Source organism: Wolbachia endosymbiont of Cylisticus convexus (assembly GCF_003344345.1).
The window spans coordinates 50272-71427 of record NZ_QPIP01000001.1; the positions used below are offsets into that span (position 1 = coordinate 50272).

14 protein-coding genes, 1 tRNA gene and 1 pseudogene are annotated in these 21156 nt (G+C 34.2%); 7 read left to right on the plus strand and 9 right to left on the minus strand.

The window, feature by feature from the left end; genetic code table 11:
• Positions 1-66: 66 nt before the first annotated feature.
• The 5 genes and pseudogenes from polA to Wcon_RS00265 all read right to left on the minus strand — a co-directional run bounded on the left by polA (position 67) and on the right by Wcon_RS00265 (position 9418).
• A pseudogene (gene polA / locus Wcon_RS00245) lies at positions 67-2631 on the minus strand (DNA polymerase I).
• Between the two features lie 121 nt (positions 2632-2752).
• Complete coding sequence (gene gatA, locus Wcon_RS00250) at positions 2753-4219, minus strand: Asp-tRNA(Asn)/Glu-tRNA(Gln) amidotransferase subunit GatA (protein WP_114516772.1); 1467 nt, start codon at positions 4217-4219, stop codon at positions 2753-2755.
• Positions 4220-4420: 201 nt separating this feature from the next.
• On the minus strand, positions 4421-6793 hold the full coding sequence (gene gyrB, locus Wcon_RS00255; protein WP_114516773.1) for a DNA topoisomerase (ATP-hydrolyzing) subunit B: 2373 nt from the start codon (positions 6791-6793) through the stop codon (positions 4421-4423).
• Between the two features lie 223 nt (positions 6794-7016).
• On the minus strand, positions 7017-8189 hold the full coding sequence (locus Wcon_RS00260; RefSeq protein WP_237349940.1) for a hypothetical protein: 1173 nt from the start codon (positions 8187-8189) through the stop codon (positions 7017-7019).
• A gap of 89 nt (positions 8190-8278) precedes the next feature.
• Positions 8279-9418 (minus strand): ankyrin repeat domain-containing protein, encoded by a 1140-nt coding sequence (locus tag Wcon_RS00265; RefSeq protein ID WP_237349941.1) that lies wholly within the window; start codon positions 9416-9418, stop codon positions 8279-8281.
• A gap of 223 nt (positions 9419-9641) precedes the next feature.
• On the opposite strand from Wcon_RS00265, the gene Wcon_RS00270 reads away from it, so the two are divergent.
• Genes Wcon_RS00270 through plsY form a run of 5 tightly spaced genes read left to right on the plus strand, consistent with a single transcriptional unit; the run spans position 9642 to position 14506 of the window.
• On the plus strand, positions 9642-10325 hold the full coding sequence (locus tag Wcon_RS00270; RefSeq protein ID WP_114516774.1) for a phosphatidylserine decarboxylase: 684 nt from the start codon (positions 9642-9644) through the stop codon (positions 10323-10325).
• On the plus strand, positions 10322-11107 hold the full coding sequence (locus tag Wcon_RS00275; protein WP_114516775.1) for a CDP-alcohol phosphatidyltransferase family protein: 786 nt from the start codon (positions 10322-10324) through the stop codon (positions 11105-11107). The genes Wcon_RS00270 and Wcon_RS00275 overlap by 4 nt, the downstream gene beginning before the upstream one ends.
• Before the next feature lie 8 nt (positions 11108-11115).
• Positions 11116-12465, plus strand: a complete 1350-nt coding sequence (locus Wcon_RS00280; RefSeq protein WP_114516776.1) for an alanine/glycine:cation symporter family protein — start codon at positions 11116-11118, stop codon at positions 12463-12465.
• Entirely contained in the window at positions 12455-13921 is a 1467-nt protein-coding gene (locus Wcon_RS00285) for an alanine/glycine:cation symporter family protein (protein ID WP_114516777.1), read from the plus strand. The genes Wcon_RS00280 and Wcon_RS00285 overlap by 11 nt, the downstream gene beginning before the upstream one ends.
• A 12-nt stretch (positions 13922-13933) precedes the next feature.
• Positions 13934-14506, plus strand: a complete 573-nt coding sequence (gene plsY, locus Wcon_RS00290; protein ID WP_114516778.1) for a glycerol-3-phosphate 1-O-acyltransferase PlsY — start codon at positions 13934-13936, stop codon at positions 14504-14506.
• Between the two features lies 1 nt (position 14507).
• On the opposite strand, the gene Wcon_RS00295 is transcribed toward plsY, so the two are convergent.
• The 4 genes from Wcon_RS00295 to Wcon_RS00310 form a co-directional block, all read right to left on the minus strand.
• On the minus strand, positions 14508-14945 hold the full coding sequence (locus tag Wcon_RS00295) for a hypothetical protein (protein WP_114516779.1): 438 nt from the start codon (positions 14943-14945) through the stop codon (positions 14508-14510).
• Positions 14930-15379, minus strand: coding sequence for a hypothetical protein (locus tag Wcon_RS00300; protein ID WP_147269129.1), 450 nt, complete (start codon positions 15377-15379; stop codon positions 14930-14932). The genes Wcon_RS00295 and Wcon_RS00300 overlap by 16 nt, the downstream gene beginning before the upstream one ends.
• Before the next feature lie 404 nt (positions 15380-15783).
• Complete coding sequence (locus tag Wcon_RS00305; protein WP_114516787.1) at positions 15784-16680, minus strand: cation diffusion facilitator family transporter; 897 nt, start codon at positions 16678-16680, stop codon at positions 15784-15786.
• Between the two features lie 27 nt (positions 16681-16707).
• Positions 16708-16780, minus strand: a tRNA-Val gene (locus Wcon_RS00310).
• Between the two features lie 244 nt (positions 16781-17024).
• On the opposite strand from Wcon_RS00310, the gene Wcon_RS00315 reads away from it, so the two are divergent.
• Together Wcon_RS00315 and Wcon_RS00320 are read left to right on the plus strand one after the other, a co-directional pair.
• On the plus strand, positions 17025-20297 hold the full coding sequence (locus Wcon_RS00315) for a peptidase M2 (RefSeq protein WP_237349942.1): 3273 nt from the start codon (positions 17025-17027) through the stop codon (positions 20295-20297).
• 31 nt (positions 20298-20328) lie between these two features.
• Positions 20329-21156: IS256 family transposase (locus tag Wcon_RS00320; protein WP_114516781.1), on the plus strand; the 828-nt coding region annotated here is incomplete at its 3' end.

A 21156-nucleotide genomic window follows, 5' to 3' on the forward strand; every position in this document is an offset into this window, starting at 1 on the left:
TCACTTGGATACAATTTACCCTCCTATTTTTTGCTTACCTCATCATATTCTTTTCTTTATTCCCTTTTAAGACATGTTCTTAGAATCCGCCATGTTTAAGTCATAATTAAGAGCCCAGTTATCACTAATTTTTACTTCTACTTCAAGTGGTATAGTAATTTTTACTGCATTCTCCATTATGTCTTTCATAAGTTTCGCTGTTTCTTGTACTCTGACTTCCTCAACTTCTACAAGCAATTCATCGTGCACTTGCAGGATTATTTTACCTGATTTTAGCTGATCAAAAAGCTGAATCATCGCACGTTTTATTATATCAGCGGCAGTTCCTTGCAGTGGTGCATTTATCGCTGCCCTTTCTGCAAATTGTCTTAGATAAGGAATTTTATTGTTTATGTCCTTTATAAAGCATCTTCTACCAAACAAAGTCTCTACATAACCATGCTGTCTCGCGATAGATACTGCTTTTTCCATATAGACCTTTATTTCTGGGTAACAGGAAAAGTAGTAATTAATATATTCAGCAGCTTCCGCAATGGTGATTCCAAGCCGCTTTGCAAGGCCAAATGGACTAATGCCATATATAATTCCAAAATTAATGGATTTTGCTTTGCGTCTTAATTGTTCATCTATTTCTTGCACTCCAAAAACTTGTCTTGCGGTGATATCATGAATATCTTGCCTGTTTGCAAAAGCTTCTTTAAATGCTGCAACGTTTGCAACGTGTGCCAGAAGTCTTAGTTCTACTTGTGAATAGTCAGCAGAGATTATCTTGCATCCTTTTGGCGCAATAAATGCTTGTCTGATGAAATTTCCCTCTTCGCTTCTGATAGGAATGTTCTGTAAATTAGGATTGCTGGAGCTCAGCCTTCCAGTTGCAGTTATAGTTATCGAAAAGTTTGTGTGTATCCTACCATCAAGATGATCAACCTGTTTTATTAATGCATCAGTGTAGGTACCCTTTAATTTACTTAGGTGTCGCCAACTTAAAATTTTACTTGCAATTTCTACCCCTTCTTCTTCAAGCGCCTCTAGCACTTCATAATTGGTGCTATACGATCCAGATTTTGACTTTTTCTTTTTACTCAACCCCATTTTATTAAATAAAACATCACTTAATTGTTTTGGTGATGCAATGTTGAATTTTTCCCCTGCCAAGTCATATATATCGTTCTCAAGTACAGTAATTAGCTGTTGAAACTTATCAGATAATTCCTGTAGTTTTTGAATATTGAGCAGTATTCCATTTTTCTCCATATCAAATATTACTTTCATGAGAGGCCTGTCAAAGCGTTCGTAAATCGTAAAAAGTTTTTCCTGAAATAATCTTTGTGTCAGTTTCTCATGGATCGCTATTAAAGTTTTTGCCGAGAAAGTTTCTACATTTTCACTCAAATTATGTGCAACTATGTTTGGAATGCTGTGATCATGCTTCCCTGTGTCAAGGCTATATGACATGATCATCAAGTCATCAATTGAGTCTAGCACTTTCTCTATTGCAGGGAATGTTTCTCTGATCTTTCTAATATCATGTATTATTTTAAGCACCCCATTTGAAAATAAAGTTGAATTTATTATAGTGAATGCATCTTGTAGATAGTTTTGATCTATGTAGAAAATATTATCTTCATTGCAAGATAAGGAGATTTTTTTTTAACGCGTTGTTTTCAAAGTGGCAATGAACTGCAACTTTGCCTTCATATCTGCAGTGCTCTAAAAATTTCTCTAACTTTTCACTGTTATATTCTGTTTCCTCTTTTGTGCTAGACCCATTATAAGAAAAAAGCTTTTCCACTTTTCCTATCAATGAATTAAATTCATACTTCTTTAAAAAGGATAACAATTTTTCCATATTTGGAGGATGGACTTCGTATTTTGCAACGTCATGCTGAAGATCTACTCTTTCGCATAATGATAAAAGCTTTCTTGAAATGAGTGCTTTTTCCTGATGTTCAGTAAGAATATTACGAACTCTTGTTTGCTCGATATTATCAATGTTCTCTATAATATTATTCAGCGAATCAAATTCATCCAGTAATTTAGCTGCAGTTTTTGGGCCTATTCCTGGGACGCCTGGAATGTTATCAGATGCATCTCCAGTTAGAGAAAATAAATCAAGAAGCTTGTTTGAATTTACACCAAATTTTTCTATTACTTGTTTTTCATCTATGTATATATTTTTAATGGGATCAAATATCAAAATATTGTAATTCAAAAGTTGAAATAAATCTTTATCTGAGGAAACTACTACCACCTTAAAGTCTTGATGGTTGGCATATTTTGCAGCTAGTGTTGCAATTATGTCATCTGCTTCATAGCCTTCAGTCTCTTCATAGCTGAAGTTAAAAGCTTCTACCGCTTCCCTTAATATGGTAAACTGTGGAATTAAATCTTCAGGAGGTGTTACTCTGTTTGCTTTGTACTTAGTATATAAATCGTGCCTAAAGTTTTTTTTCCTGAATCAAGTGCTATAGTTAAGTAGTCCGAATGGGAAATATACTTCAGAACCATATTAAGAAAGCCGTACACAGCACCTATTGGAATACCGGTTGTGGTAGTTAAATGATGCAAAACGTAATAAGCTCTGAAAAGAAAGCCGTAACCATCAATGATTGTGAAAGTTTTTTCTTTCATTGTAGATATTTATGTGTGCCTTTGATGCTCTATTATTTAGCTACAAAAATCAAGTTCTTGTTTCCTATAGCTAAAGATTCAAATTACAATCATAATGCTATAGTTACTATAAGAAAACATATTACATAATAGAGTTAATTATTCTGCCGCAATTTTGCTCTATCACACTAGCTATATTTAATATTCCAGCTTCATCATAATAATTTCCAATTACTTGTAAAGCAATCGGTAAGCCCTCATTGGAAAGTCCAACAGGAACAGAGATAGCCGGCAATCCTGCCAGGCTTGCCGGCACGGTAAACACATCATTGATGCACATAATTAGTGGATCTGGCTTTTCATTTAAACCAAAAGCTTCTGTTGGAGCAGATGGCACAAGTATGTAATCTATTTTTTCAAACGCTTTTATAAAATCATTTCTGATTAATGCCCTAATGCACTGTGCTTTTTCATAATACTCATTGTAATGACCTGAGGAAAGCGCATAAGCACCAATTAAAATTCTCCTTTTCACCTCTTTACCAAAACCTTCTGCTCTTGTTAGCGAATACATTTCCTCAAGGGTATCAGCATCAACCCTGAATCCGTAACGTACACCATCATAGCGAGCAAGATTAGATGAAGTTTCAGCAGAACAAATTAGATAGTAGACCGGTATCGCATATTTAGTATGAGGCAGAGTAATGTCAACAATTTCAGCACCATTTTCTTTTAAATAGGAAGCAATTTTTTCCCAATTATAAACTATTTCCTCTGAAATTCCATCCATCTTATACTCTTTTGGTATACCGATACACTTACCTCTGATATCACAATTTATGAAATTGGAAAATTTAGGCACTGGCCTTTTGCTCGATGTTGAATCTTTTTCATCATAGCCACAAATTGTTTCCAGCATTAATGCTGAATCAGAAACGGAACGAGTAATTACTCCTGCTTGATCGAGAGAACTTGCAAACGCAATCATACCAAAACGCGAACACCTTCCATAAGTTGGCTTTATTCCAACCACTCCACAATAAGCTGCTGGTTGACGTACAGACCCACCGGTATCGCTTCCTAGTGCCCCAGCACATAAAAACCCAGCAACTGATGCTGCAGATCCACCAGATGATCCACCAGGAACAATTTTTTCTCCATCACTTTTTCTAATCCACACATTTTCAACAGGACCAAAATAGCTATTTGTGTTCGCAGAACCCATAGCAAATTCATCCATGTTAAGTTTACCGAGCATGGCTGCTCCATTTTTTAAAAGCAAGTTAGATACCGTAGATTCATAAGTCGGGACGAAATTTTCTAGCATTTTTGAGCATGCCGTTGTTTTTATTCCTTTTGTACAGAATAAATCTTTAACACCAACTGGTATGCCCATAAGTGGTGAAATATCATCTTTTTGTTTTAAGAAATATTCATCTGCTATTTTAGCGGCCTTTATCGCAACTTCTGGGGTTTTTGTTATAAATGCATTTAGTTGCTCATTTTCGACTGCATTAACATGCGTCACTACAAGCTCAACAGCAGAAAAATCTCTCCGCCTCAGTCCATCATGCATCTCTACAATACTTAGCCTTCTCAATTCATTCATCAATATTCAATTTAGCGAGGTATTAATTATAACAACAGTAGGGCAGAAAATCTATATATTTATGATCGAAAACAGGAATACAATCAAGATCAATTCAGATTTCTGAAATGGACTAGTTAGTAATACATTTTAAATAGCCATTTTGGCACACAATGCTGGTTGAGTCAAGCCATAAGGGCTTACTATCTAGCATTTCTAAAATCAAATATCAACATCATGCACGTTAAGTGCATTGTTATTTATAAAGTCACGACGTGGTTCAACCATATCACCCATTAGCACCGAGAATATGCTATCTGCTTCCTCACAATCTTTTATTTCAACTTTTAGCAGAGTTCTAGTTTCTGGATTGAGTGTAGTTTCCCAAAGCTGATCAGCATTCATCTCACCAAGGCCTTTAAATCTCTGCAGAGTTAAACCTTTTTTACCGTAATCCATTACTATTTTTGCAAGTGCACTTGGAGACTTTATTTTTATTTCAGTTTCTTGCGACTTTAAAAATGAATCACCATTAAATAAGTCAATTATGTTATCAAGAGAACTCAATATATTCTGTATTTCTTTGCTTTCAAGCATGCTAAGCGAGAATACATATTTGTCTGCTAATCCTTGAAACAATTTAGTAATGTGAATTTCTTCATCTTTTACTTCTACTTCCCAATTATATTCACTATACATCAATTTTAAATATTTTAATATCTCATCAGCAGACAATAGAGCATTCTTTTTGCTTAAAATTAGCAATGATTCTAAGAGATCTTGTGGTATTTCCCTATCATAATTTTTGCTAATGTTTGAAATACTGAGGCACTTATTCAAAACGAAACGCAAGTCTTTGCCTATACCATTTAATGTTAATCTTTTAATCGCTGAATTTACCATATACTTTTTAAAAGTTTCGTCATCTTTAATATGAGTATCTTTGGCATTTTTTGTAACTTTATAGAGCGGTGGCTGCGCTATATATAAATATCCTTTTTCAATTACTTCGCGCATATGTCTAAAAAAGAAAGTTAGAATCAAAGTTCTTATATGTGAGCCATCAACGTCTGCATCTGTCATAATGATAATTTTATGATACCTAGTTTTTTCAATATCGAAGTGCTCACTCCCTATTCCAGCCCCAATTGCCGTGATCAGAGAGCCAATTTCTGCAGATGAAAAAATACGATCCAATCCTGCACGTTCTACGTTTAGAATTTTCCCTCTTAATGCAAGTACTGCCTGTGTTTTACGATTACGTCCCTGCTTTGCAGTACCACCTGCGGAATTACCCTCTACTATAAACAATTCCGATAACTCAGGAACTTTTTCCTGACAATCGGCAAGCTTTCCAGGTAAAGTTGCGATATCAATATTATTTTTATTTTTAACTAACTCTCGTGCTTTTCTTGCTGCTTCTCTTCCTTTTGCTGATCTAATCGCTCTTTCTATTATGCTTGTTGCTAACTTGGGGTCAGTTTCAAGTATTGTACTTAATTTGTCAAAAACTATGCTCTCTACAACTGTCCGCGCTTCAGAACTGACCAACTTATCTTTTGTCTGTGAAGAAAATTTAGGATCAGGCATTTTGAGAGATAAAACACAAGTTAAGCCTTCTCTAACGTCTTCTCCGGTCAAATTCACTTTTGCTTTCTTCAAAAACCCTTCATTGGTTGCATAGTTATTGATACATCTGGTTAGTGCAGATCTAAACCCTGCCAAATGCGTACCACCATCCCGTTGTCTTATGTTGTTTGTGAAGCACAGCATATTCTCATAGTAAGAATCATTCCACTCCATCGATATTTCTACACTGGTGCCTAGATTTTTCACATCATCTCTAATGCTGGCAATTTTAGTAACGTGTGTCTTGTTTTTATCCAAGTACCGTACAAAATTTGCTGTGCCGAAATTATCTTCAGACTGTTTACTATCGTTAAAGTGAGACTCCACATATGGTTTATTACGTAAATCACACAAAGTAATCTTGATGTTTGAATTTAAAAATGCTAATTCTCTGATGCGACTCTCAAGAGTAGAGTAACTAAAATCGACACCGTTAAAAGTCTCTGTTGATGGCATGAATGTCACTCTAGTTCCTCTTTTGTTTGTGTTTTCATTCACTACTTTTAAGGATTCAATGGACTCACCATCTTCAAAGCGTATAAAGTGTTCTTTCTTGTTGCGCCAGATAGTTAATTCCAGCCAGCTTGATAATGCATTTACAACCGAGATTCCAACACCATGTAATCCACCGGAAACTTTATAGGTATTATTATCAAACTTACCGCCAGCATGAAGTTGAGTCATTATTACTTCTGCTGCTGATATTCCTTCTTCTTCATGAATATCAGTTGGAATGCCACGACCGTTATCAGTTACAGATACTGATCCATCTTCATTTATGCTAACTTCAATTTTATCACAATATCCAGCTAAAGACTCATCTATCGCATTATCAACAACCTCATACACCATATGGTGCAAACCAGATCCATCATCAGTATCACCAATGTACATACCTGGACGCTTTCTTACAGCATCAAGACCTCTTAGGATTTTTATTGCGTCAGCGTTGTAATTACTTTCCATGGAATTGCTTTATTTATAAATGTTAATTAATATTACATTTGTATACAACGATTAGCAAGATTTTAAAACTGAAAGAAGTATCTTTGGTTGTGGTATATAGGCAAAATATACCACACTACCTACATGAAACCCTGCTTTATATTTCAAGATGTATAACTACAGTGAGGTATAATTTACCTTTCCCTTTTGCTTAGACTTTCCAAATTAACACAGAATAGATTGCTTATACACTCTTTAATATTTCATCCTTTTTATCATTGTTTAGTTTACTGCTGAACTCCTGACACCTTCTCTCGACAGCTGAATGCGTAGTCATAATATACCTTACCGTTTCAGATGATAACTCTGGTAACTCATTACGGATCCTTCCTTGTTCTAGTTCAGAGAAATTGCTAAAATTGGCTCTGGCCATTTCAGGGAATTTTTGCGTAATCGTTTCTTTTATCATTGCTCTAGCTTCTTCTTCATCTAGTGTAATAACTACTAATAGATGCAAATCAGATAAAGACTCAAACAGTTTATTGTATGTTCCACCTGCACAACTTTGACCTTGAGTACCGTAAGTTGTTGCAGCGTCTACAAGACCCTTTACAAACATATCTTTTCTATTTTTTATGTCTTCATCATTCAAAGGGATTCTTTGATTTTCTGTTCCTGTATTTCTATCGTTGCAGGCTTTCCAACATAAAACAGCTGCCTGCTTTAGTGTTAGCTTACTATGATTATCTTTAAAATTATCTCCTGTTCTATTGATAAATCTTAAGCATTCAAGTACATGAGATTTATCACCTTCTGTAAATTCACTTGACTGTTTGATATACTCTTCAATGTCGTTTGTGTTGCCTCTATTTAGCTGCACATAGAACTCATTTTTGCTTAGATTCTCTTTATACTTTTCTATGAGTCTATCAACACTCAAATTTATACTAGCAACTGCACTTGGATCATGAGTAGTTTTTACAGCAAAAGGAAGGACATTAGTTAAACTATGGAAGAAAGGTATCTCTTCTTTTGGAATTTGTTGTATTAAACTATTAAGCTGCCGTACTCCTTCACGATTTAGCAGCCACAAGGACAACATAGGCAGCACTAAAAACATACAGGAAGGAATAATACATACGATCAAAATAGTTGTTAATATTCCTCTAATGATATTTTTTAACCATGCTGACGACCTTTTTTCATTTTCTCCTGGTTTGAAAAAATAATTTACTAATAATAAATATAAAAGGAATTGTATGATGAAAAGAAGCGGAGAAATCATACTTACTAATAAAACTATATTGATGAGCTTTTTAGTTTTACTAGTGTTGTTGTGAACATTTTGCGCTTCTTCTATTAAATCCTGTGCCCTATTTCTATTTTGCTGTTGATTATTATTTTGACCTACAAACATAACACACACCCTATTCTAATATTAATATGCTATGCTATAGAAAGCATGTAAATAAAGCAAGAAATTTATCAACTATCTGTGAGCTGCTTTTATTTTTGCTTGATTGGAGATTCTATCTTTGTGCTTTCTGCATTATTGAGAGTACTGCCTGTTTTTTGTGCAGCAATTTCTTGAATACCTTTCACAATAAAATACACTACTAGCGCTAAACCAAGAGTTATAATAGTTAGCGTAACTAATGCTGCTAACTGAACTTTCATCTCTAAACCCGTTTTTGCTTTATTCTCTCTTAGGAATCGAGCCATGTCTTGATCGTTTTCCTGCATCGCAAGATCTAAAGGAGTAAGTCCCCTCCCATTTTTTATATTAATGTTTGCTCCCTGTTTCAAAAGAAGCCCCGTTTTTTCTATATTACCTTCTTTTACTGTACGAAATAGACGACTTTCACCTTCTATCTTTTCAATATCTGCTCCATATGATCTAAGTACTTCAATGGCTTTTTCATTCCCACTATTGAGCGCGATATCCAAAGCATCCATTCCAGCTTTATTTTTGTGGTTGATAAAATCCTTTAGCTGATTTCTATCAAAACTTTCCACATATTGTTCAATAACGAGTTTTACTACCTTTTCAGGACAATTATTAGCAGCAGGAAAAAGTATTGTGTTGTTATTATTATCCTTTTTTGTTATGTCTGCTTTGAGTTTATTTATCAAATATTCGATAACTTCTATTCTGCTATCATTCTCTGCTTCAGTGCATTGTCTAGTAGCTAAAAATAAAGCTGTTCCCCCATTGTTATCTATATCTTCAATATTCCGTCCCTTATCAACTAAGGCTTGTATTACACTTTTATTTCCATATAAAGCAGCAAAGTGAAGAGGTGTATGCCCTTCAGTGCTTTCCCTTTCATTAATTAACGCACCATGGCTAGCTAGTAATTCTATGAACTCTGGCGTATTTGCAAAAATTGCAAGGTGCATTGGTGTTAAGTAATCTTTGCCATGATTTTCAGTTTTTGCGTTAACGTTTGCTCCACTTTCTATCAGCAATTTCGCTATTTCAAATTGCTTATGCCCGATGGCAATATGCAGTGGTGTACGATTACGTTCATAATTATCATTGACGTTTGCACCAGATTTTATTAGTAATTCTGCAGTTTTAATATCACCTGCCTTAATTGCAACGTGTAAGGAAGGAGATTCATCTTTTTCTATTTCCCCTGTCATACGAAATTGCGAACATATTAATTCATATATTATTAAGTTTTTATTAAGATTATATTAATAATAGTTAAAAAAACTTCAATTTTTATTAAAAAATAGATATCTATCAACGATTTTATAAGCAAATGTTTATATAATAATTCCAAAAGTGAAACAGTAAAAAAAAAGCTTTTCATGAGAAATTATAAATGATAAATTATTAATAATGAATTATCGAGAATAAGTTATGTGCTTTGGTTTGCCTAACATAAACAGAGAAGGTTATTTATTTATAATTGTTTCCTTTATAGTAACGTGTATAGCATTCTCTATATCTTGGGGGGCTGGCATTACTTGCTTATTCCCAACACTATTATGTACTTATTTCTTTCGTGACCCATCAAGAGCTGTACCAAACAATAAGGATTTCATATTAAGCCCTGCTGATGGTGTGATTTCAAAAATTGAAGAAGTTAATTATCCTTTGTTAGCAGAAAACGAAGAAGGAAAGAAGTTTACACTTGTCAGCATATTTCTAAGTGTTTTGAATGTCCATGTGAATCGTATACCAATATCTGGTGCGATAAAGGAAATGAATTATAAAAAAGGCAAGTTTATTTCTGCAGTAAGCAATAGGTCTAGTAATGAAAATGAAAAGCAGGTTATTGTGATTGAATATGAAGAGGGGAAAGAAATCATTGTGGAACAAATAGCTGGATTTATTGCACGCCGCATTGTTTGTAATTTGAGAGTATCTCAAAGTGTAAAAGCAGGTGAAAGATTTGGAATTATACGATTTGGCAGTAGAGTAAATATTTATATACCTACTGGCATAGAGGTAAGAGTTTCAGAAGGGCAAACTGTTATTGGTGGTGAAACAATTATAGCAGATTTAAACAAGCAAGAGAAGCTTATTTTTGATGTAATATGAATAACGATGGAAGTAACGGTAAATTCTTACCTATTACCAAATTATTTCCAAATTTTATAACTTTACTGGGTTTATGTGCTGGCCTTACTTCACTTAAATTCACATTTAATGAACAATGGGAATTGTCAGCAACTTTTATTATCATCGCAGCAATAATAGATGGAATGGATGGTAGAATAGCCAGAATTCTAAAATCAACTAGCGATTTTGGAGCACAGCTTGATTCTTTTGCAGATTTTCTGAATTTTGGTTCAGCACCTGCCTTTCTTTTGTATTTTTGGAAGTTAAATAAAATTAAAGTTGTAGGTTGGATCTTAGTAATGATATATGTAATCTGCATATCAATAAGACTTGCAAGATTCAATGTTTCGCTACATTCAGAACAACTATGCTGGAAAAAAAATTTCTTTTCCGGCATTCCAGCTCCTGTATGCGCTTTACTTGCTCTGTTACCAATAATTATTACCTTCCAATCTCATGAAAGTGAATACTTACTTCTTATAGAGCAGTTTTTTAACGTAAGGAATACAGCTTGTTACTTTTTGGCCATTTCATTTTTTTCGATAAGTCATATTCCAACTTTCTCCGCAAAGTACATTTATGTCCCTAAAAGTTTATCCTATATCTTTGTATCATTTTTTGGAATATTGATCATATTTTTTATAAGCAAGCCCTGGATAACACTACCAATTTTAGGTGCAGTTTATGTATTGACTATTCCAATAAGTACTGGACTTTATATATATTACGCATATAAAACTAGTCCGCTATATAAAAAATAGTGAGCAGCATGGTTGTAAAAGTAACTGATCTATTAAATTCTCTTCTATATATAAAGATATTTAACATTCCATTCATAATTATTTGGGTAATTGCAACTGGAGTTTTTTGTATGATTCAATTCAAATTTACTAACTTTAGATTATTCAAACATGGAATACAGACGCTATTTAACCTAAAATGTAATGGCAATAATAATGGTGTAATCACTCATATTCAAGCGTTTGCAACAGTCATTTCCGGAACAGTTGGTCTTGGAACAATATCAGGAGTTGCAATAGCTATCACAATAGGGGGCCCAAGTGCAGTTTTTTGGATGATAGTTACTGGAATACTTGGTATGTCAATAAAGTTTGCTGAAGTAGTGCTTGCATTCAATTACCGCTCTGAAAACACAACTGGTGGAGCTTTTTATTATATGGAGCATGGACTTGCAAAGATTGGATTTATAAAAATTGGCAAATCCCTCGCATTTATTTATGTGATTATGCTGCTTGTTGCAATGATTCTGGGCGGCATACCATTTCAAGCAAATCAAATTGCAGCGTTGTCAAATAACCTATTTGAATACAACGCATCTGTTATTATATCTCTGCTTGTATTAATTGTAATACTGGGAGGGATCAAGCGAATTGCTTTCGTTGCAACAGGTTTAGGGCCGATTATGATAATGTTATATGTAGGCATGTGCATGTATTTAATCTGTGCAAACGGAAGTAATCTTTTAAATGCTCTATCTATAATGTTTCAAGATATCTTTAACAAATCAGCTATAGAAGGTGGAGTATTGAGTGGATTAATAGCAGGGGTAAGAAGATCAGTGTTTGCTAATGAAGCGGGTACTGGAACAGCAGCTATAGCACATTCGATTGTAAAAGAGAAAGACCCAGTTAAAGTTGGGAGTGTTGCAATGATTGCACCATTTGTAGACACAATATTAGTCTCATTTTTGACTGGTGTTGTGATAATTATCACTGGTATGCACAGTACCAATGAAATCGGTGATATTACGTTAGTTAGCTCAGCATTTTTGACAGCCTTGCCTTTATTTAGCAAGCTAGTTCTTCCGCTGATAATGTTTTCCTTTGCATTTTCCACGATAATAGCTTATTATTACTACTGTGAAGTTGCCCTTGTGTACTTATTTAGTAACAAAAAAGTACTGATATTATTTCAATTTTTTATAGTGGGTTCAGTGTATATCAGCTGTATATCAAAAAATATAGAATTTATATCTTATTTAGGTGACAGTCTGTTTATGTGCCTTATGATTCCAAATGCTGTTGCAATATACCTACTGAGAAGGGACGTTTCAAATGCAGTAGACTCTTATTACGAAAGGTATAAACATGATTTATAGATTGCTTTGTATGATGTTATTTTGCCTATCGTTTAATGATGTATATGCTGCTTCAATTTTTTACAAAAGTTATGACATTGCATTAAATGGAATAAGCAACTTCATGAATGAAGTATTGTTTTTCAAGATCTTTCACGTACCATTTATAATTCTTCTATTGGTTTTTGGTTATATATTTCTAACACTACGTTTTAAATTTCTCAACATAAGGATGTTTAAGCATGCATTCGCTATTTTGTGTGGAAAATATAACACAGATCATCACGATGGTCACATTACGCATTTTCAGGCATTCGTAACCGCGCTATCAAGCACAGTAGGTCTTGGAACTGTTGCTGGTGTTGCAATTGCAATTTCAATGGGAGGGCCAGGAGCGGTACCTTGGATGATGATTACAGGTTTTTTTGGTATGTCTGCAAAGTTTGCTGAAGTAACTTTAGCATTCAGGCACAGAACAGAAGGTCAAGAGCAGTTATTCAGTGGTCCTTTTCAATATATAAGGAATGGGCTAGAGGAATTTGGATTTAAAAAACTTGGTATTGTTCTGGCTGCTATATATGCAGTATTTTTTATATTATCAGGTCTTGGTGGAAGTGTAGCGTTTCAAACTAACCAAATGGTTTCAATATTATCTGGTTATTCACATTGGATAGATGGTCATCCTTGGTTTCTCTCTTCCATAATTTCTATGTTACTTGCTCTAGTAATTATTGGTGGAATTAGAAGGATAGCCAGGGTGTCTTCTGCACTAGTACCTATTATGTCACTCATATATATTTTGAGTTGTTTCACGATTATTGCATTTAATATTCACAATTTTAGTAACGCATTTAAAATATTATTTTCCAGTATGATAGACTTCAATGCTGTTGGTGGAGGAGTGGTAGGAGCATTTGTTGCTGGAATTCAAAGGGCAGTTTTTGCCAGCGAAGCAGGTGTTGGTTCTGCTTCAATCACTCACGCGGTAGCTAAAGATGAGGAGCCGGTTAGAACTGGACTAGTTGCGATGATAGAACCATGCTTTGACACAATGTTAATTTGCTGTTTAACAGGAATAACAATAGTAATAACAGGTGCATACCAGACCAGCACTGGCGAGGGAATACTGATCACTCAAAAAGCATTTGAGACAGTTTCTTCTTGGTTTCCTATCCTTTTAACAATAGCTGCGCCTTTATTTGCATTTTCTTCAGTAATTTCATTTGTCTATTGCTGTGAAATGGGATGGTTATATTTGTTTGGTGCAAAGAGTATAGTGATATACCGAATATCGGTAATAATTGTGGCATTTTTCTCTGGTCTTTCTAAAGATATAATGGCTATTGCCAATATTGGTGGAGCTTTATTCTCTTGTTTAGCACTCATCAATATGACAGCGCTCATACTGTTCAGTAATCAAATCAACGATGAAGTTCAATTCTATCTAAAAAGACTGAGAAATAACAAGATTAACTAGGTTTTTAGTATAATGGAGAAATATATAATTCTTATATTATCCTACGTACTCGGTTCAATACCGTTTAGCTTAATTATTGCAAAAATAAAGGGGATAAATTTAAGAGAGGTAGGCTCAGGAAACATTGGCGCTACAAACGTTGCAAGGACAGGAAATAAAGGCCTTGCTGCTCTTGCATTATTTCTGGATGCCTTTAAAGGGTTTATCGCGGTTTATATAGCACAACAATTTTTCGATGACAATCTTTGTATATATATATCTGCAATTTTAGCAGTTTTAGGGCACATGTTTCCCATTTGGCTAAAATTTAAAGGAGGCAAAGGAGTTGCAACAACTTTGGGAGTTTTAATAGCACTTAATATGCTAGTTGCCCTGATATTTATATTTGCCTGGATAGTGGTATTTTTTATCTTTAGATACTCTTCTCTTGCTTCATTAAGTGCTACTTCAACGGCTGTAGCATGGTCCTTTTTTTTCCAGAGGAATTTGTTCTTAACATTACTAGTTATAGGAACACTAGTTTTCCTAAAACACCACAGAAATATTGTGAATCTTCTGCAAGGTAAGGAACATAAGTTTTTATAATTTACGTGCTGACCCTGTTACTTCTTATATTATCGATGTTTGGGTCGGTTAATTTTCCTGGATTAATATATTCAAGATTTTCTATTGTATCTACTACATTCTGTTCACTACAATCCAAGCTAAACAAATTTCTCATTAAAGGTATCCTGATCTCTTGAATAAAATTAGAAGTTATTTGTTTACTGCTATCATCTGACTTATCCCAAGCATTGAGGATTTCTTTATGATTCTTCTTTTTTTTCAGCTCTTTCTTAATAAACTCATACGCCTCATCTTTTGCATCCATTCCAATTCTGTCTTCCATAAGGTATTTTACTCTAATACTAGAGTGTATTCCTTCTAATGACTTTATCGCAGCACCAATAATACCGGTAAAGCAAGTTTCAGAAATAAACGTCCCTTGAGCATAATTTATGGCATACATTAAAGACTTTGCCAATTCCTGCCTTTTGCTGCAACTGATTCACTATCTCCACTATTGCAAGCCTTTAGAACTAAGTATAAAATTTGCCCTCCCATGAGTCCAGAAACATGAACTTGTTCATCATTATTGCACCACTCATTAAGAAAGTTAATCAATCCCTTTTTATTATTATCCCTAAACTCTTTTTCTCCTTCTATAAACATAATAAATTCATTATTATGTATAATATCCTTAGATTCTGGTATCTTCTCACCATATTTATCTTTTAATATATTAATATTGTCAATAATACTATCATTTGATAAATGAGGCAATGTGTGTTCAATAGCAGTATTAATAAAATACTTCATACCGAATAAGTTCTCTCGTGCACCATCCAAAAGTAAATTCACTGCATTCTTAAACAGGGCAATAGGATTAAGTTTTTTTGGTCTGACTTCAGGTTGCAACAAAATTATTAACATCGTTAATGGTATCGGTGCTAACAGCCAAGCTAATATGAGAGCCTTAGTAAAGGATAGATATAATATAAACCCTACTAACGATAAAAAAACACTGACTTGATTATATTATCTTTAATAAATACTTTCCAGTATTCCTTTTTATTTACTTCCTCATTCTTTATTTTTTATAGGTAAGAAAAGTTTGGACCTCTAATCTGTAAAGAACAGCCACAAAAGAAATTGCTATACTGGTGGACATAGTTAATATATTTAACGCTTGCACAGTACCAAGGTAAACAAAAAACTTTAGCCTGTTAGATTCCTTTGAAGGAAATTATAATTGAGAAATACCTATCATAGCTTACCTTCAACATCATTACACTCTAGTAATAGCATAATAATTTAAAACGTCAATGTTTAAGTATCTTATTATCCACACACTCATCGTATTCGATCTCGACTGTAGAGTGTGCTATCTCGAACCTATTTAGTAGTATTTTTTTTATCTCATACAAAATATCAGTGTGTTGTGCATTTTGCTTTACTTTGGCATGCATGGTAATTATAAAATAATTATCAGATAGTGACCATGCATGTATGTGGTGCACATCTATCACTTCAGGTAACTTAGATACAATCTCACTTTTGATCTCCTCAGCAGATACACCTTCAGGTGTACCTTCAAGGAGTATATGGCAAGAATTCTTGAGAATTTTATAGCCACTGTTTAAGATTATTACGCTGACAAATATTGACAAAATAGGGTCCACTACTTGCCATCCGGTAAGCATGATAATTATGGATGCAAGTATAGCAGCTACAGAGCCTAAAATATCTCCTATGACGTGTAATACAGCACTTTTTATGTTTATGTTACTTTCACATTTACTATGTAATATAAAAAAGACTATGATATTAGAAATCAGGCCAAGTGTGGCAATTATTAACATTACTTTCCATTCAACATTAACTGGAAAAATAAATCTTTTTATTGATTCAATTATAATGACCGCTGCAATGAGAAATAGAGTTAAACCATTAATAAATGCTGCAATTATCTGCAATCTGTGATAACCATATGACCTCTGTAAATCAGATTTCTTGGCTGAAAATTTATGTGCTATCCAGCTTAAAACCAAAGCAAAAAGGTCAGTGAGCATGTGTCCTGCATCTGATAACAGAGCAAGCGAGTGTGAAATTATTCCACCTGCTATCTCCATAAGCATTGTTATTGCAACTATTATTATAGAATAAATTAAGCGCTTGGATGCTGCTGCTGAGTGTTTGCCATTGTGGACTGCTGTCATATAAAATCTTTTCATGAGCAAAAAACGTGGGTAACACTGGGCTCGAACCAGCGACCCCTTGCACGTCAAGCAAGTGCTCTACCAACTGAGCTAATTACCCATCGTAGCTTTAGTATAGTGCTTCAGTGGAATAGAAGTCAATTTGCTTTTAAATTCTTACCCTATCCTAATGTAACGTTAGAATGTAGATTTTTTTGTAGTCAAGCTATATCTTATATTGTTCATATTAAATTAATTACTTATATTTCTTCACTAAGATATAGACTATACCAATATGAAAATTCACATTTTTTTAGTAGAGATCACCTTATATTTGAAGAGTTAGTAAATTAGAGGTTAGAATTATGACAATCAATCAACAAATAAATAAAAATATAACTAAAGAAGAATATTTCAACAATAACGGCAAAGGATTTAATTCGCCACATGTTGTAGAAGTTAAAGATTTAAATATTAAAGTAGAGGTTTATTCTCATAATTTAAGAGCAAGTAAAATTGCTAACATTGAAAGTGAGATAAGAGAAACAGCTACTAATTTTAAGGACGCATTCAAGTTAAAACACAGCAACTCAGAACAAACATTTAAAATTTATATGTTTGATGACAAGGATGATTACACTCACCTTGGCGGAAGCGAGCGTTTCGGTTCTTACCTTGGAGATGAAGGTGGTAAATGTTACTACAAAGGGGAAGCTGATGTTTTTGCTGAAATGTATGTCTACCAACAAGGTGGCGTTCATAACCTTCAGCATGAATTTGCACATGGTTTAACTTACTTGGCTACAGGAGGTGAGCACCTACCTGCAGTATTAATGGAAGGAATTGCAGATTACTTTGAGCACCATTCAGATCATAAATTCAATTCTCAAGGATCAAGTATCGACAAAACTGAAGCTACAAATTTGAATTTAAGTGAAATTTTAAGTTTAGAATATTCAGAGAACGACGAAGCAAATAGCCTGGTTTATAAAACAGGTCATGCGTTGATAATGTACTTACAGGAAAAAGATCCTAGTTTATTAAGAGACTACCTAGATGCTTTACGTCAAGGTGACTCACATAAGTCAAAAGACTTTCTCTCTCAAATAAAAGGGCATAATGATAATTTTAAAGGCTGGCTTGCTGAGAATGATACAGAAACTGCAATGGAACATCTTAACGCTTTGCAAGTTACAAAAGGAGCTTTTATAGCAACTGGTCAAGAAATAGTGGGTGGAGAAATTAAAAACATATCCTACTATAAAGCAAATATAGAAAAAATGGATGGAGAAAACGTTGGAAGTTTTTCTCCTGTAGAACACGTTGCATTTTATGATGTTGCTCGTGCTATAAATAGGGCAACAAATGATACATTTGATATATCAAAGGAATATCATTTCCTCAAGGTAGTAAAAACTTCTGATGGACAGGATAAACTAACTTACTCTGACCAACAAGGTAATGAATATCAAAACAGTCAAGAATATAAGAGTCAGGTTTTAAATGTATTGTCAAAGTATGATAAAACTTTGAAAAAAACTTGCGATGAGAAACTAAAGAATCTGGATGAGCAGATTCATAAGGAATCCACTGAAGTACTTGAAAGATATCATAAACAAGAGATCTCCTATGAAGAACTTTTGGAAAAATATAATTTCATTACTTCTTCCTCTCGATATGAAGAATTGAAAAATTCCTTACTTGATAAAACCATAAACACTGGCTTAGAACAAGTAAAAGCGACTAAGAACATCGATGTAGAAAAGATGTTAGAAGAGATGATCAATATCGATCCAAACTTAATAAGGAGTACAAATCATATTGATCTACAAGAAGGTAAGATTTTCTCTATAAAAGCCCATGGTCACGGGAATATGGGTGCGCTATCCATACAAGATGGAGATACAAAGCTTGGAGAATTATCGAGCGAATCAGGATTTTTCAAGCAAGTTGAAGGCCAAACTAAAGAAACTTTCATTTTTGAGGATATACTGCACAACTTAAATACTCAATATGATGGTGGTGCTTATATGGCGATTACGAAAGAAAATGGTCATTATAAAGCTTCTTTAATAGACGGCAGAACAGTTGAACGTGATGAATACTTTGATGAAGCGCATTTACATGAAAATGAATTGTTGCATCCTAGCACTGGACACATCCAAAAAGATTTAGATTCTCTGCTCCTTAGAGGTACCAAAATTTTGAATCATCAAGATTCAGAGCACACACAATATTCTGATGAGCAAAAGGCAAATGGAGTAATCGTGGAAAAAGGAACATTACTGGATAATAAGGGAACAGATAGGACAGACGATGATGTATATGAAGCTGTTGTAAAGCAAGGAGACGAGCGCTTACATGAGTTCAAAAATATGGGCTTTTATATTACCGAAGAGGTGAAAAATGAAAGAGGTGAAATTACAAATGGAAGTAACTTGTTCATTCATGATCACGGAAAAAATGTGCGCTATCAGTTACCTGAAAAAGTTACTCATCTAAAGTTAGTGCAAAAGGATGGACAATATAAGTTAGCACCATCTGATTCTGAAGGGAGAGAGTATAATGGCATACCAGATGAATATAGATATATAGATCCAATATTTGCACATGAATATGAGAAGAGAGATTATTCCCATAAACATGTAAATGTGGGCCTTATAAACTTAGAGAAATATGGCTCTGGCAAACTTTTTGCTATAAAGTACGACCCAAATGATTACCACATACAAAGAAACTCAAGTAGTGAAATAGTTAGAATAAAAGATCAAGCATATTTCACTAAAGTAAAACTATTTGATGGTGATACTGATGAAGAAATTGGAATGTTATCTAATAATTTCCATAACTTCAAAGGAAAAATATTCTTTTCTGCTGATTATAACTACAGTTATAATGATTTCCTCGCATCTGTTTCTCCTCAAGTTGAAATTGAGGACATGGGGAATGGAAGTAAAAAAATAACTTTCGATCAAGGTGATGGCGATATCGGTGATACTAATAGAGGCTACACGGACTATCAGAGAATATTCACAAAAGAGAAACAAACCGAAAGTCCAAAAGGGCAAGTAAGTGAAACTAAGACAGAAGTTAACATGAGCCATAGTACTACTAATATTGTTGCTGAAGAGAGAAACGACAATAGTGAAATGCAGTCTGATCAGCCACAAATTCCAACAAGGGCAAAAAGGTCAGCTTCAGTGGAGGAGAAAGAGCAGGTATTAAAAGACACAATCTTGAAAATAGAAAAGAACTATGATCGAGACTTAGAAGGAAAGCACAAGGCAAATGTAACCATAGATTACAATGATGTGAAAGCCTTGTATGATAGAGCAGAAGGAGAAGATAAAGGCTCTGTGTTAAAGTTTTGGAACAAACTGCATACATCAGATTATAAGGTTGGTGCTTTGCCCGAAGACAAGTATTACTTTAAAGATGGCAAATTTGTAATTCACGATAGTGATACGAAAAAGCTTATAGTGTTACCTGAGGATAAGGTATCCATCAAAATAATGAAGGATGGTGATAGCTATAGTTTGGCTATATCAAGTGGTAATGGCAAAGTAATAAGCAGCATTAGTAAAATAGATAATCCGAAGGGAATGTTCAAAAAAGTGTGTCAAACCGAAAAAAAGTAATAAATTGATATAAAAAAATGGAGGTTTGACAATGAGTCAAAAAGTAGTAAACAGAACTAACGGATTGGTAGATTATAAAGAGTTGGAAACAAATATCCTGTCGTCTATACGAGAAGGAAGACCGTTGACAGGAAAGGAGGGAGCATTAACACCATTTATAAAAAAGCTGCTGGAGGCGAGTCTAGAAGGTGAAATAGAAAACCATTTATTAGCTGAAAGTGAAGAAAATAATCGCAGAAATGGGAGGAATGGAAAGACTTTACGTACAAGTGCAGGTTCATTTGAGCTGTTAACGCCAAGAGATAGAGAAGGAAGTTTTGAGCCGCAAATAGTCAAAAAAAGGCAAACAAGCTTACATCCAGAGCTTGAAACGAAGATTTTGAGCACATTTGCCAGTGGTATGAGCTATAGAGATATAGCGTCACACGTTGAGGAAATTTATGATCACAAAATATCGGTAGCAGAGATATCAAGTATTACCGACAAATTACTGCCTATAATCAATGAATGGCGTAGTCGTCCACTGCAATCAGTATACCCGATAGTATTTATGGATGGGATGTTCTTTAAGGTCAAGGAGGATGGACATTGCGTAAGTAAATGTATGTACAATATATTGGGCATAGACCAAAATGGCAGAAAAGAAGTCCTGGGCTTTTATTTGGCTGAAAGTGAAGGAGCTAACTTTTGGTTGGAAGTGCTAAATAACCTCAAAGAAAGAGGAGTAGAAGATATTCTGATTGCATGTGTAGATGGGCTAAAAAGCTTTCCTGCAGCCATCAACAGTGTATTTCCCAGTGCAGAAGTGCAGCTATGTATAGTACACCAAATAAGAAATTCTCTGAAATATGTATCCAGT

Coding starts and splice junctions, on each gene's coding strand:
- gatA (WP_114516772.1), bottom strand. CDS start 4,219: ATGAATGAATTGAGAAGGCTAAGTATTGTAGAGATGCATGATGGACTG.
- gyrB (WP_114516773.1), bottom strand. CDS start 6,793: ATGGAAAGTAATTACAACGCTGACGCAATAAAAATCCTAAGAGGTCTT.
- Wcon_RS00260 (WP_237349940.1), bottom strand. CDS start 8,189: ATGTTTGTAGGTCAAAATAATAATCAACAGCAAAATAGAAATAGGGCA.
- Wcon_RS00265 (WP_237349941.1), bottom strand. CDS start 9,418: ATGACAGGGGAAATAGAAAAAGATGAATCTCCTTCCTTACACGTTGCA.
- Wcon_RS00270 (WP_114516774.1), top strand. CDS start 9,642: ATGTGCTTTGGTTTGCCTAACATAAACAGAGAAGGTTATTTATTTATA.
- Wcon_RS00275 (WP_114516775.1), top strand. CDS start 10,322: ATGAATAACGATGGAAGTAACGGTAAATTCTTACCTATTACCAAATTA.
- Wcon_RS00280 (WP_114516776.1), top strand. CDS start 11,116: ATGGTTGTAAAAGTAACTGATCTATTAAATTCTCTTCTATATATAAAG.
- Wcon_RS00285 (WP_114516777.1), top strand. CDS start 12,455: ATGATTTATAGATTGCTTTGTATGATGTTATTTTGCCTATCGTTTAAT.
- plsY (WP_114516778.1), top strand. CDS start 13,934: ATGGAGAAATATATAATTCTTATATTATCCTACGTACTCGGTTCAATA.
- Wcon_RS00305 (WP_114516787.1), bottom strand. CDS start 16,680: ATGACAGCAGTCCACAATGGCAAACACTCAGCAGCAGCATCCAAGCGC.
- Wcon_RS00315 (WP_237349942.1), top strand. CDS start 17,025: ATGACAATCAATCAACAAATAAATAAAAATATAACTAAAGAAGAATAT.